The 12,095-nt window shown below is 64.5% G+C and carries 11 protein-coding genes; 6 read left to right on the forward strand and 5 right to left on the reverse strand.

Features of this window, described 5'->3' with window-relative positions; genetic code table 11:
* Positions 1-31 precede the first annotated feature (31 nt).
* Both JG746_RS01810 and JG746_RS01815 read left to right on the forward strand, forming a co-directional pair.
* Entirely contained in the window at positions 32-997 is a 966-nt protein-coding gene (locus tag JG746_RS01810; RefSeq protein WP_202356628.1) for an LLM class flavin-dependent oxidoreductase, read from the forward strand.
* Complete coding sequence (locus tag JG746_RS01815) at positions 994-2,244, forward strand: LLM class flavin-dependent oxidoreductase (RefSeq protein WP_202356629.1); 1,251 nt, start codon at positions 994-996, stop codon at positions 2,242-2,244. Before JG746_RS01810 ends, JG746_RS01815 begins: the two co-directional genes overlap by 4 nt.
* A gap of 11 nt (positions 2,245-2,255) precedes the next feature.
* Here JG746_RS01815 and JG746_RS01820 read toward each other — a convergent pair whose 3' ends face one another.
* From JG746_RS01820 to uraH, 5 genes are all read right to left on the reverse strand, one after another.
* Entirely contained in the window at positions 2,256-3,092 is an 837-nt protein-coding gene (locus JG746_RS01820; protein WP_202356630.1) for a PhzF family phenazine biosynthesis protein, read from the reverse strand.
* Positions 3,093-3,176: 84 nt separating this feature from the next.
* Complete coding sequence (gene xdhC, locus JG746_RS01825; protein ID WP_202359230.1) at positions 3,177-4,181, reverse strand: xanthine dehydrogenase accessory protein XdhC; 1,005 nt, start codon at positions 4,179-4,181, stop codon at positions 3,177-3,179.
* A 62-nt stretch (positions 4,182-4,243) separates the two neighbouring features.
* Complete coding sequence (xdhB, locus tag JG746_RS01830; RefSeq protein ID WP_202356631.1) at positions 4,244-6,589, reverse strand: xanthine dehydrogenase molybdopterin binding subunit; 2,346 nt, start codon at positions 6,587-6,589, stop codon at positions 4,244-4,246.
* Entirely contained in the window at positions 6,589-8,070 is a 1,482-nt protein-coding gene (gene xdhA, locus JG746_RS01835) for a xanthine dehydrogenase small subunit (protein WP_202356632.1), read from the reverse strand. Before xdhA ends, xdhB begins: the two co-directional genes overlap by 1 nt.
* Before the next feature lie 3 nt (positions 8,071-8,073).
* Positions 8,074-8,448: a hydroxyisourate hydrolase gene (uraH, locus tag JG746_RS01840; protein ID WP_202356633.1), complete on the reverse strand. Its 375-nt coding sequence runs from the start codon at positions 8,446-8,448 to the stop codon at positions 8,074-8,076.
* A gap of 202 nt (positions 8,449-8,650) precedes the next feature.
* Here uraH and puuE point away from each other — a divergent pair, with 202 nt between their 5' ends.
* From puuE to JG746_RS01860, 4 genes are read left to right on the forward strand one after another with little or no spacing between them, the layout of a single operon-like run.
* Positions 8,651-10,069: an allantoinase PuuE gene (gene puuE / locus JG746_RS01845; RefSeq protein WP_202356634.1), complete on the forward strand. Its 1,419-nt coding sequence runs from the start codon at positions 8,651-8,653 to the stop codon at positions 10,067-10,069.
* 10 nt (positions 10,070-10,079) lie between these two features.
* On the forward strand, positions 10,080-10,943 hold the full coding sequence (locus JG746_RS01850) for a bifunctional allantoicase/(S)-ureidoglycine aminohydrolase (RefSeq protein ID WP_202356635.1): 864 nt from the start codon (positions 10,080-10,082) through the stop codon (positions 10,941-10,943).
* Positions 10,940-11,431, forward strand: coding sequence for an ureidoglycolate lyase (locus tag JG746_RS01855; RefSeq protein ID WP_202356636.1), 492 nt, complete (start codon positions 10,940-10,942; stop codon positions 11,429-11,431). The genes JG746_RS01850 and JG746_RS01855 overlap by 4 nt, the downstream gene beginning before the upstream one ends.
* Positions 11,432-11,445: 14 nt before the next feature.
* The gene (locus JG746_RS01860) at positions 11,446-12,039 is read left to right on the forward strand and encodes a nucleoside deaminase (RefSeq protein ID WP_202356637.1); all 594 of its coding nucleotides are present in this window, start codon (positions 11,446-11,448) and stop codon (positions 12,037-12,039) included.
* The last annotated feature ends 56 nt before the right edge of the window (positions 12,040-12,095 follow it).

Genomic DNA, 12,095 nt, shown 5'->3' on the forward strand with positions numbered 1-12,095 from the left:
CCTTGCGCAGCGGCGAACTTAGGTTGGTGCGATGCATCTCGCCATTTCGCTCAACATCGCTGCCGGCAAAGGACACGCCGTCCTGGACTTCGGTCAGGTCAGCAGCTTCGTTCGCGGCGCGGAAGCGGCGGGCGTGGACATGGTCATCATTTCCGACTCCGCCGACAAACCATCGAGCAGCCCGTTTGAAGCTACGACGCTGCTGGCCGCTCTGGCGACGGTGACCGACAGGATCGGTCTCGTTGCCAGCGCCTCCACGCTCGCGCATCAGCCCTACAACCTGGCGCGCCGGTTTGCTTCGCTTGATATCATCAGCCATGGCCGCATCGGCTGGAACGCGACGCTGCGGCAGAACCCGCGCGAAGCCGGAAACTTCAGCCGGCCCGAGGGTTTTTGCGACGATGATTTCCGCCGCCGCGCCAAGGAGTTCATCAACATCGTACGGGCGTTGTGGATTGGCTGGGGGCGCGATGCGCTGCTGTTCGACAAGGCAGGGGGCCGCTTCCACGATCCGGACAAGATGCAGCCGCTGAACCACATCGGCGAATTCTTCTCGGTACGCGGGCCGCTCAACGTCGCACGGTCGCCGCAGGACAGGCCGGTGCTAATCATGTCCGACCCGGCCGAGGCTGATATTGATCTCGCAAGCGGCGGCGCCGACGTCGTCCTCATCGAAGGACAGCCGTCTGAGGCCTTGAAAGTTGCCGTTGGCGACCTGAAGCGCCGAGCCGCCGCTATCGGCCGCCAACCGGAGACCGTGAAGGTACTGGCAACGATGGCCCTGTCATCCGAACCGGACGTCGGCAGCCTCCAAGCCTTGCTGGAATCGAGCGGCTGTGACGGCTTCAATTTTGTTTTGCCAGCCGATATTCCAGGACTTCAGAGTTTTGCCGACCGCGTTTTGCCAGAGCTCCGGCGCCATGGCATCGCCGGCCAGGGTCAACAAGGCGCAACGCTGCGCGCACATCTTGGGCTTGGCACGGGAGGCGCAAAATGAGCGCGCGCCAGATGAAGCTCGGCCTGTTTCTATGGGCGGCCGGTCATCACATCGCCGCCTGGCGCCACCCCAAGGCGCATGTGACGGCCGGTATCGACATCGACCACTACATCCAGCTGGCGCGTACGGCGGAAGCGGCCAGGTTCGACATGATTTTCTGCGAGGACGCCGCGGGCCTGCGCGAAGCCAATGTCGGCATCGCCAGCCAGACGTCGCGCTCGATCGGCTTTGAGCCGATCAGCCTGCTTTCTGCCCTCGCCGTGCAGACCAGCCGCATCGGCCTCGTTTCCACCGCATCGACGAGCTACAACGAGCCCTATGGGCTGGCGCGGACTTTCCTGTCGCTCGACCATTTGAGCGGCGGCCGGGCCGGCTGGAACCTGGTGACCTCGGCCAGCCCGATCGAAGCCGCCAATTTCGGCTCTACCGGCCTCAAGCCGCATGCCGACCGCTATGAGCGGGCGCGCGAATTCGCCGAAGTGGTCACCGGCCTTTGGCTCGGCAAGGCTTCCGGCCATGACGGCCAGAGCTTTTCGGTGCGCGACCCGCTCGATGTGCCGCGTTCGCCGCAGGGCGCGCCGGTCATGGTCCAGGCGGGCGCCTCGGATGTCGGCCGTGACCTCGCCGCCCGCACCGCCGACGTGGTGTTCACGGCGGCGCAGACCTTTGAAGAGGCCAAGGCCTTCTACGACGACCTCAAGGGGCGCATGGCGGCCTATGGACGGGAGCCTGACGACATCAAGATCATGCCCGGCGTCTCGCCCGTGGTGGCGGAAACCGAGGCTGAAGCCCGCGAGAAGCATGAGGAATTGCAGGCGCTGATCCCCGACGACGTCGGCGTGGCGCTGCTCTCCAGCTATCTCAGCATCTCCGATCTCGGACGCTACCCGATCGACGGGCCACTGCCCGAACTGCCGGAGAGCGAGGGCATGAAAAGCCGGCAGGCGCTGGTCATCGAGCAATCGCGCCGCGACGGCCTTTCCATCCGCCAGCTTGCCCGCCATTTCGCCGGCGCGCGCGGCCATTGGCGCATTGTCGGCACGGCGGCTCAGGTGGCCGACGAATTGCAGGCACGGTTCGAAGGCGGGGCAGCCGACGGCTTCAACGTCATGCCGTCCTATTTCCCGGGCGAACTCGATGCCTTTGCCACGCTGGTGGTGCCGGAACTGCAGCGGCGCGGCCTGTTTCGCCGGGAATACGAGGGCCGCACGCTGCGCGATCATCTGGGCCTGAAGCGGCCGGCTTGAGCCGGCGGTTCCTATGCTTCGTCCATCATCCGGGCCGTGCCCGAAACCCTGATCGAGCTGCCCATCTCGGGCGCAATATCGGCGCGCAGGCGCGAGCGCATGCCCATGTCCTCGCCCTGCACGACATTGATCGCGCCGCCATGCGGCCATCCGATGTCTCTGAGATAGCCGCCAAAGGCGGCCGTCGAGGCGCCCGTCGCCGGATCCTCATAGACACCGCCCGAGGCAAAGGGGTTGCGTGTGTGGAACAGCCGTGGCGTTTCGGCATAAGCGAGCAGGATCGTCACCAGCCCTTCGCGCCGCATCAGGGCCTGCCCGGCTTTCAGATCGTAACGCATGGCCGCCAGGGCTTCGCGCGACTTCAGGGCCAAGACCAGATGGTCCGCGCCACCGTGGATCAGCGCCGGCGGAATGGCAGGATCGAGATCGGCCGCGGCATAGCCGAACAGCGCCAGCGCCTCGGAAATCAGCGCCGGCGGCGCCGGCTTGCTGCGTGTCGGCGGCGACTGCAACGCGGCGGCAACGTTGGCTCCATCACGGAACCCTTCGACGGTGATGCTCGCCTGGTTGAGTTTCAGCGGAAAAATCCCATCGCCGAACTGTCGGACCAAGGCCGCTCCCAAGGCGATGGTGGCGTGACCGCAGAAGGGAACCTCGGTTTCCGGCGAGAAATAGCGGACCCGCCAGCTCTCTCCATCCGGCGCGGCAAAGGCCGTCTCCGAGAACCCCACCTCCGCCGCCAGACGCTGCATCTCGGCCGCGTCGGGCAAGACATCGCTGATCAGAACGCCAGCGGGATTGCCACCGGTGTTGCCGTCCGAGAAAGCCGCGATTTTCAGAACGTCCATGTAGCCTCACCTCATGCCGCTAGGCCGGGTGGATATCGCAAATGCATCTTTCCTGCGATCAAAAAACAGACCGGCCGACGGTGGCTAACCGACCATGACCTTGCCCTGCTGGACCTGATGGTCGGACGCCGCGTTGCGAACCACCAGCGCCGTCATGATCTCGGCGGCGGCAAGGGCTGCGATGACAGGCGGGCGCTTGTCCTTGACGGCATCGCCGCCGATCGGCGAGACGAGGCGGGCAAATTCCGCGTCCATGCCTTCGGCCGATTTCAGGAACCAGTTCCTGAACGTCGCTTTCTTGGTCTTCGAGCCGATCATGCCGACATAGGCCGCGTCGTCGCGTTTCAGAGCCTCGGCGACGATCAGGAAATCCAGCGCGTGGTCGTGGGTGAGGATGGCGAAGGCGGTGCCGGGCGGAGCGGTGCGCACTTCGGCCTCGGGCATCGGCGTCAGCCACGTCTCGACACTTTCCGGCATGCCTTCCAGCGCCTCGGCCCGCGTCTCGATGACGACGCCGTGCACCGGCAGAAGCGCGATCGCCGACGCTAGCGCCTGGCCGACATGGCCGCCGCCGAAGATATAGACGTGCGGCAGCTGGGCTTCTTCGGCTTCGGCGGCCGAAACCAGCTCAGCAGCGAGCGCGCCGTCGACAAGCCGGATCAGGACCTCGACGCGCCCGCCGCAGCATTGGCCGATCTCCGGCCCGAGCGGCACGTCAAGCGTGGCACAGACTTCATCGACCTCGATGCGGGTTCCCCTCCCCCTTGAGGGGAGGGTGGCGGCGAAGCCGTCGGGTGGGGTCGTCGACGGAGTGCTTGACGCCACTGCGGTGCCTTCTGAGAGGACCCCCTCTGACCGCTTCGCGGCCATCTCCCCCTCAAGGGGGGAGAAAAGCATCTGCCGCGCCTTGTCGATCGCCATATATTCGAGCTGGCCGCCGCCGATCGTGCCAACAATCGCCTCCCGCGAGACCAGCATGAAGGCGCCCTTCTCGCGCGGGGTCGAACCCTTGGTGCCGGCCACTTCGACCAAAGCGAGGCGACCCGGGCCAGCCAGGAAGTCTTTCAGGCTTTGCACTTTCGAAGTCATCATTCGCATTCCCGTGCGGGAAACATAGGGTTTTTCGGCCTAAATTGCACGTTTTGCCGGATTCAGGCCTTCGCCTCGCCTTTCAGCCGCTCGATCGTCATCAGCACACGCTCCGGCGTCGCCGGCGCGTCAAGGCGGGGACAAATCCTGTGATCGGCGACGCTGGCCACCGCATCCGACAGCGCATGCAGCACGGACATGCCGAGCGGGAAAGGCGGCTCGCCGACTGCCTTGGAGCGGTGGATCGTCGGCTCGCCGGCTTCCGGCCAGTCGGCCAAAGTGACGTTGAAGATCTTCGGCCGGTCGGAGGCGAGCGGGATCTTGTAGGTCGACGGCGCGTGGGTGCGCAGCCGGCCCTTGTCGTCCCACCACAATTCCTCGGTCGTCAGCCAGCCCATGCCCTGGATGAAGCCGCCCTCAATCTGGCCGAGGTCGATGGCGCGGTTCAGCGAACGGCCGGTCTCGTGCAGGATATCGGTGCGCTCGACCACATATTCGCCGGTCAGCGTGTCGACAGAGACTTCCGAGCAGGAGGCGCCGTAGGCGAAATAGTAGAAGGGGCGGCCCTGTCCCTTGTCGCGGTTCCAGTGGATTTTCGGCGTCTTGTAGAAGCCCGCGGCCGAGAGCTGGATGCGCGCCATATAGGCCTGCTTGACGAGATCGGCGAAGGCGATCTCCTGGTTGCCGATGCGCACCCGGTTGGGCAGGAACAGCACCTGATCGCGCGGCACCTGGTATTTTTCGGCGGCGAAATCGGTCAGCCGGTCCTTGATCTGGCGAGCGCCATTCTGTGCCGCCATGCCATTGAGGTCGGAACCGGACGACGCCGCGGTGGCCGAGGTGTTGGGCACCTTGCCGGTGGTGGTCGCGGTGATCTTCACCTGGTCGAGGTCGATCTGGAATTCTTCCGCCACCACCTGCGCGACCTTGAGGTAGAGCCCCTGCCCCATCTCGGTGCCGCCATGGTTCAGATGCACCGAACCATCGGTGTAGACATGCACCAGCGCGCCGGCCTGGTTGTAGTGCGTGGCGGTGAAGGAAATGCCGAACTTGACCGGCGTCAGCGCCAGGCCGCGCTTGATGAAACGGCTGTTGGCGTTGAAGGCCGATATTTCACGCCGCCGCCGCGCATAGCCGGCGCTCTCCTCGAGCTCGGCGACGATGCGCTGGATGATGTTGTCCTCGACCGTCTGATGGTAGGGCGTGATGTTGCGGTCGCTGGTGCCGTAGAAATTCTTCTTGCGGATCTCGAGCGGATCCCTGCCGAGCGCGAACGCAACCTCGTCGATGACCCGTTCGGCGCCGACCATGCCTTGCGGGCCGCCGAAGCCCCGGAAAGCGGTGTTCGACACGGTGTTGGTGTAGAGCGGCGCCGACTGCGCGTGCACCGCCGGCCAGAAATAGGTGTTGTCGCAATGAAACAGCGCTCGATCGGTGACCGGGCCTGACAGGTCCGACGAAAAGCCGCAACGCGCGGCGAACATGAAATCGACACCGAGAATATTGCCTTCCTCGTCAAAGCCGACTTCGTAGTCGACGAGGAAATCGTGACGCTTGCCGGTGGCGATCATGTCGTCATCGCGGTCGGGCCGGATCTTGACGGCGCGATGATGCTTCTTCGCAGCGATGGCCGCGAGCGCGGCAAACTGGTTGCCTTGCGTTTCCTTGCCGCCGAAACCACCGCCCATGCGGCGGATCTCAACCGTGATGGCATTGCTGGGTACGCCGAGCGCATGGCTCACCATGTGCTGGACTTCGCTCGGATGCTGGGTCGAGGAGTATATGGTGACGTCCTCGTCCTCGCCGGGAACGGCCATGGCGATATGGCCTTCAAGATAGAAATGCTCCTGGCCGCCGACGCGCATCTTGCCCTTCAGCCGGCGCGGCGCCGCCTTGATCGCAGCGGCGGCATCGCCGCGCTTCAAGGTAAGCGGCGGCGTAACGAGCTTATCCTTCCTCGGATCGAGTTCGCCAATGTCGGTGACGAAAGGCAATTGCTTGTACTCGACCTTGGCCAGCCTGGTGGCGCGGCGAGCCTGCTCACGGGTTTCGGCGATAACGCAGAAGATCGGCTGACCGAAGAACTCGACCTTGCCGTCGGCGAGCACCGGCTCATCGTGCCGACCGGTCGGCGAAATGTCATTCTCGCCCGGCACATCCTTTGCCGTGAGCACATCGACGACTCCAGGGGCACCGCGCACCGCCGAAAGGTCCATGCGGGTGATGGTGGCATGCGCGGCGGCCGAGAGCCCGAGGCAGCCATGCAGCGTGCCTGCCGGTTCCGGCATGTCGTCGATGTAGACGGCGGTGCCGCTGACATGCTTGTGGGCGGAATCATGCCGCTGGTCGGTGGCGACGCCGCCGACGATCTTCTCGGCCTTGAGATTTGATGTGGCGTGCTTGTTCATCATGCCGCCTCGTTGCGGGACACCTGGAAGGGCGCCCTGGTGCCGGTGGTTTCGACAAAGAAGCGCAGCAACAGGTTCCTGGCCGCCAACGCCCGATATTCGGCCGACGCCCGCATGTCCGTGAGCGGGGTGAAATCCCGAGTGTATTCCACCATCGCCGTCTCGACCGTCTCTTCGGTCCAGGGCCTGCCGAGCAATGCCTGTTCGACAAAAGAGGCTCGCTTTGGCGTCGCCGCCATGCCGCCATAAGCGATACGGACATCGGCGACCGTGCCGTCCCTGGCCAGCGTCAGGAAGAAGGCGCCGAGGGCCGCCGTGATGTCCTCGTCGCGGCGTTTTGTGATTTTGTAGACGGCAAATTTTTCTCCCTTCGCCGGGACGGGCACGTGCACGGCCTCGACGAATTCGCCCGGCTGCCGGTCCTGCTTGCCATAGGCGATGAAAAAGGTCTCCAGAGGGATCGTGCGCCGCTTCTTGCCCTTGCGCAGGGTCAGGCGCGCGCCGAGCGCGATCAGGGGCGGCGGTGTGTCGCCGATCGGCGAACCGTTGGCGATGTTGCCGCCGATCGTGCCCATGTTGCGCACCTGTTCGCCGCCGATGCGGTCGAACAGCGGCCCGAGCGCCGGGATGCGTTTCGACAGCGTCGAAAAGGCTTCGGTGTAGGTGACGCCGGCGCCGATCGAAATGACGCCCTTGTCTTCGACGATGGTGCACAGCCCCTCGAGATTGCCGATGAAGACCACCGGCGAGATGTCGCGCATATGCTTGGTCACCCACAGGCCGACATCGGTCGAGCCGGCGACGATCGTGGCGCCGGGTTCCTTGTCGAGCACGGCGGCGAAATCATCGACATTGGCCGGCACGATGAGCCGCGCCTTGCCCGAACCGATCTCGACCCGCGCGCCATCATGCAATGCTTCGAGCCTCGCGGTGATCGCCTTGCGCTCCACCGCCAGCGGATCCTTTGCCGCCTTGCCGTAGCTGGAGATGGCGTGCGCCGCGCGCATGATCGCTTCGTAGCCGGTGCAGCGGCAGAGATTGCCTTGCAAGGCCTTTTCGATGGCCGCGTTCGATGGGTCGGGCGACTTCATCCACAAGCCATAGAGCGACATGACGAAGCCCGGCGTGCAGAAGCCGCATTGCGAGCCGTGGAAATCGACCATCGCCTGCTGCACCGGATGCAATTGGCCGGGCGCACCGCGCAGATGCTCCACCGTCACAACATGGGTGCCGTCGAGCGAGCCGAGAAAACGGATGCAGGCATTGACGCTTTCATAGACAAGGCCGCCGGCAGACAGTCTGCCGACCAGCACGGTGCAGGCGCCGCAATCGCCCTCGGCGCAGCCTTCCTTGGTGCCGCGCAACGAACGGTCGAGCCGCAGCCAGTCGAGCAGGGTCGCGTCGGGCGCCACGGAGGAGAGCACGACATCCCTGCCATTGAGGATGAAGCGGATTTCGTTGCGGATAGTGACCTTGGCCATGCCTCAGCTCCCCCTGTAGGTCGAATAGCCATATGGCGAGATCAGCAATGGCACATGATAGTGCACCGCTTCCGCCATGCCGAAGCGGATCGGCACGCTGTCAAGGAACGCCGGCTCGGGCAGTCTTGTGCCCCGGCCACGCAGATAGTCGCCGGCCGCGAACACCAATTCGTATTCGCCGGCGCGAAATTCCCCGCCGGCCAGCAACGGCGCGTCGCAGCGGCCATCGGCATTGGTTGCAACCGTCTTCAGAAGCGTCCTGGCCGAACCGTCGAGACGGTAGAGCGCGATCGACAGCCCAGCCGCCGGCTTGCCGGTCGCTGTGTCGAGGACATGCGTCGTCAGACGTCCGCCATCGGCTTTCGACGTTTCTGCCACTGGCGCCTCCCATTTCCAATATGAACGAACTGGCCCGATACATCAGAACAAAGCAATGAATTGTGCGCCAATTAAAGGCGATGCATAAGTCCCGGTCGAGCGGAGCGGCACAAAAACACTTTCAAAAATTTCAAGGGAATGCGGCGGCAACCCTTTCGACTATCCTGATCACAACTTCCGGCAGCGTCCGGCAGGAGGGGCAATGCGTTACATCAGAGACATGCGCGGCTACGGAGCCAATCCACCGGATCCGAAATGGCCCGGCGGGGCGCATGTCGCCGTGCAGTTCGTCGTCAATTACGAAGAGGGCGGCGAGAATTGCGTGCTGCATGGCGACAAGGCGTCGGAAGCCTTCCTGTCGGAAATCGTCGGCGCCGCACCGTGGGTGGGACAGCGCCATTGGAACATGGAATCGATCTACGAATATGGCGCGCGGGCCGGCTTCTGGCGGCTGCTGCGCCTGTTCAGCGAATCGCAGGTCCCGGTGACCTGTTACGGCGTCGCCACGGCACTCGCCCGCTCGCCCGACCAGGTCACGGCCATGCAGGACGCCGGCTGGGAGATCGCCTCGCACGGGCTGCGGTGGATCGATTACCGCGACCATAGCGCCGAGGATGAGCGCCGCGACCTCGAAGCCGCGATCAAGCTGCACTACGAGGTGACCGGCCAGCGCCCGACAGGCTGGTATACGGGCCGCACATCGGTCAATACGGTGCGGCTGGTGGCCGAAGAGGGCGGCTTCGACTACGTCTCCGACACCTATGACGATGAACTGCCCTACTGGTACGAGCATGCCGGCGGCACGCAGCTCATCATCCCCTATACGCTCGACGCCAACGACATGCGCTTCGCCACGCCGCAGGGCTTCAACTCGGGCGACCAGTTCTTTTCCTATCTCAAGGACAGTTTCGACACGCTCTACGCCGAGGGCCAGGCCGGGCGGCCGCGCATGATGAATATCGGCCTGCATTGCCGCCTCGTCGGCCGGCCGGGCCGGGTGGCGGCGCTGAAGCGCTTCGTCGACTATGTCAGATCGCACGACAAGGTCTGGCTGGCGCGGCGCATCGACATCGCGAGGCACTGGCAGGAGAACCATCCCTACAAGCCGGCGGCGCTGCGCCCCTCGAAGATGGAATTCGAAACCTTCGTTCACACATTCGGCGGCGTGTTCGAGCATTCGCCCTGGATCGCCGAGCGTGCCTACGAGCTGGAGCTCGGCCCGGCTCACGATACGGCTGGCGGCCTGCACAATGCGCTCTGCCGCATCTTCCGTTCCGCCAGCGAAACCGAGCGGCTGGGCGTGCTCAACGCCCATCCCGATCTTGCCGGGAAGCTGGCCAAGGCCAGGCGGCTGACGGCGGAATCGACCCGGGAACAGGCCTCCGCCGGCCTCGACGCGCTGACCGACAAGGAGCGCGAGCTGTTCTCCAAGCTCAATGCCGCCTACGTCACCACCTTCGGCTTCCCCTTCATCATCGCTGTGAAGGGCAAGACCAAGGAGCAAATCCTGGCGGAATTCGAGGCGCGCATCGGCAACAGCCGCGGCGTCGAATTCGAGACCGCCTGCAAACAGGTCGAGCGTATCGCGCTGCTCCGCCTCAGAGACATGCTACCGCAATAGGTTTGAACCCATGGATACGATCAGGATGCCAGAGCGCACCTACTACGCACCGCATGGCGGCCATCCCGGCCAGAGCGAGCTTCTGACCGGCCGCGCCGTCTTTACCGAGGCCTACGCCGTCATCCCCAAAGGCGTGATGCGCGACATCGTCACCAGCGCCTTGCCGTTCTGGGACAAGACCCGCGTCTGGATCCTGTCGCGGCCGCTGTCCGGTTTTGCCGAGACGTTTTCGCAATACATTGTCGAGGTCGAGCCCGGCGGCGGCAGCGACCGCCCGGAACCCGATGCCGGCGCCGAAGGCGCCCTGTTCGTGGTCGAGGGCGAACTGACCGTTCTGCTCGGCGGCAAGAAGCATAGCTTAAGGCCCGGCGGCTTTGCCTTCCTGCCGCCGGCGAGCGGCTGGACCGTTCGCAACGAGGCCAAGGCTGCTGTTCGTTTCCACTGGATTCGCAAGGCTTACGAAGTGGTCGACGGTCTCGACGTGCCGGAAGCCTTCTTCACCAACGAGCAGGATATCGCGCCGACGCCGATGCCGGGCACCGAGGGCCGCTGGGCGACGACACGCTTTGTCGACCCGGCCGATCTGCGCCACGACATGCACATGACCATCGTCACGCTCGAGCCGGGCGCCGTCATTCCGTTCGCCGAGACGCATGTCATGGAGCACGGGCTCTATGTGCTGGAAGGCAAGGCGGTCTATCGCCTGAACCAGGACTGGGTCGAGGTCGAGGCCGGCGACTATATGTGGCTGCGCGCCTTCTGCCCGCAGGCCTGCTATGCCGGCGGCCCGGGCAAATTCCGCTATCTGCTCTACAAGGACGTCAACCGGCACGCCAAGCTCGGCGGGGCGGGCATTGGCGGTCGCGCGCGGTGACCCGGATCACAGCACAGCCGCTGACCCGCGAGGCTTTCGCCCCCTTCGGCGATGTCATCGACATGGGGGGCGACAACCACTACCCGATCAATGGCGGCAAGGCCGAGCGTTACCATGATCTGGCGACCGCCGAGGCGACGGGACCGAACGCGCGCGTGCTGATCTCGATGGTGAGCGGCACGCCTTACGAACTGCCGCTGAAACTGACCATGGTCGAGCGGCATCCGTTCGGCAGCCAGGCCTTCATCCCGCTGTCGCCGCGTCCGTTCCTGGTCGTCGTCTGCCATGACGGTAAGGAGGGGCCGGGCGAGCCGCACGCCTTCATCACCGCGCCCGGACAAGGCATCAATTATTCGCGCAATCTCTGGCATGGCGTGCTGACGCCGCTTGGCGAGCCCCAGGACTTCCTGATCGTCGACCGTGGCGGCGACGGCTCCAACCTCGAAGAGTTCCATTTCTCGCACGCCTACGAGATCCATCTCCCCTGAAAGCTTTGATTCTCATGACCGACGTTTCCCTGATCGACCGCCTGCTCGACGTCATCGAGCACGACATCGTGCCGAAGACGGCCGAGGGCGTTACCCATGGCAACAAGCTGTTCGGCGCCGCGATCCTGCGCAAGGACGACCGCTCACTGGTGCTGGCCGAGACCAACAACGAGATCGAAAACCCGCTCTGGCATGGCGAGGTGCATTGCCTGAAGCGGTTCTACGAGATGCCGAAAGCCGAGCGCGTCGACACCAAGGATGCCCTGTTCGTCGCCACGCATGAGCCCTGCTCGCTCTGCCTGTCGGCGATCACCTGGACCGGCTTCGACAATTTCTACTACCTCTTCAGCCACGAGGATTCGCGCGACAGTTTTGCCATCCCGCACGACCTGAAGATCCTGAAAGAGGTCTTCACCCTCGACCCCGGCGGCTACAATGCCGAGAACGCCTATTGGAAGAGTTTTTCCATCCGCAGGCTGGTGCGGACACTGCCCGAGGCGGAGCGCCAGCGGCTTGAGGCGCGCATCGGCAAGATCTCGGCGTGTTACGACGAGCTATCCAGCACCTATCAGGCGAGCAAGAGCGAAAACGACATTCCGCTGAATTGAGCGTGTGAACAGGTAGCGGCACAGGTCGCATAATTCGCTGCTCCAGTCGCGAATGG

Source organism: Mesorhizobium sp. 113-3-3, from assembly GCF_016756495.1.
Classification (GTDB): Bacteria; Pseudomonadota; Alphaproteobacteria; order Rhizobiales; family Rhizobiaceae; genus Mesorhizobium.

Excerpts from the sequence above, each read along its gene's own strand:
- JG746_RS01810 (WP_202356628.1), top strand. The coding sequence starts at position 32 with ATGCATCTCGCCATTTCGCTCAACATCGCTGCCGGCAAAGGACACGCC.
- JG746_RS01815 (WP_202356629.1), top strand. The coding sequence starts at position 994 with ATGAGCGCGCGCCAGATGAAGCTCGGCCTGTTTCTATGGGCGGCCGGT.
- JG746_RS01820 (WP_202356630.1), bottom strand. The coding sequence starts at position 3,092 with ATGGACGTTCTGAAAATCGCGGCTTTCTCGGACGGCAACACCGGTGGC.
- xdhC (WP_202359230.1), bottom strand. The coding sequence starts at position 4,181 with ATGACTTCGAAAGTGCAAAGCCTGAAAGACTTCCTGGCTGGCCCGGGT.
- xdhB (WP_202356631.1), bottom strand. The coding sequence starts at position 6,589 with ATGAACAAGCACGCCACATCAAATCTCAAGGCCGAGAAGATCGTCGGC.
- xdhA (WP_202356632.1), bottom strand. The coding sequence starts at position 8,070 with ATGGCCAAGGTCACTATCCGCAACGAAATCCGCTTCATCCTCAATGGC.
- puuE (WP_202356634.1), top strand. The coding sequence starts at position 8,651 with ATGCGTTACATCAGAGACATGCGCGGCTACGGAGCCAATCCACCGGAT.
- JG746_RS01850 (WP_202356635.1), top strand. The coding sequence starts at position 10,080 with ATGGATACGATCAGGATGCCAGAGCGCACCTACTACGCACCGCATGGC.
- JG746_RS01860 (WP_202356637.1), top strand. The coding sequence starts at position 11,446 with ATGACCGACGTTTCCCTGATCGACCGCCTGCTCGACGTCATCGAGCAC.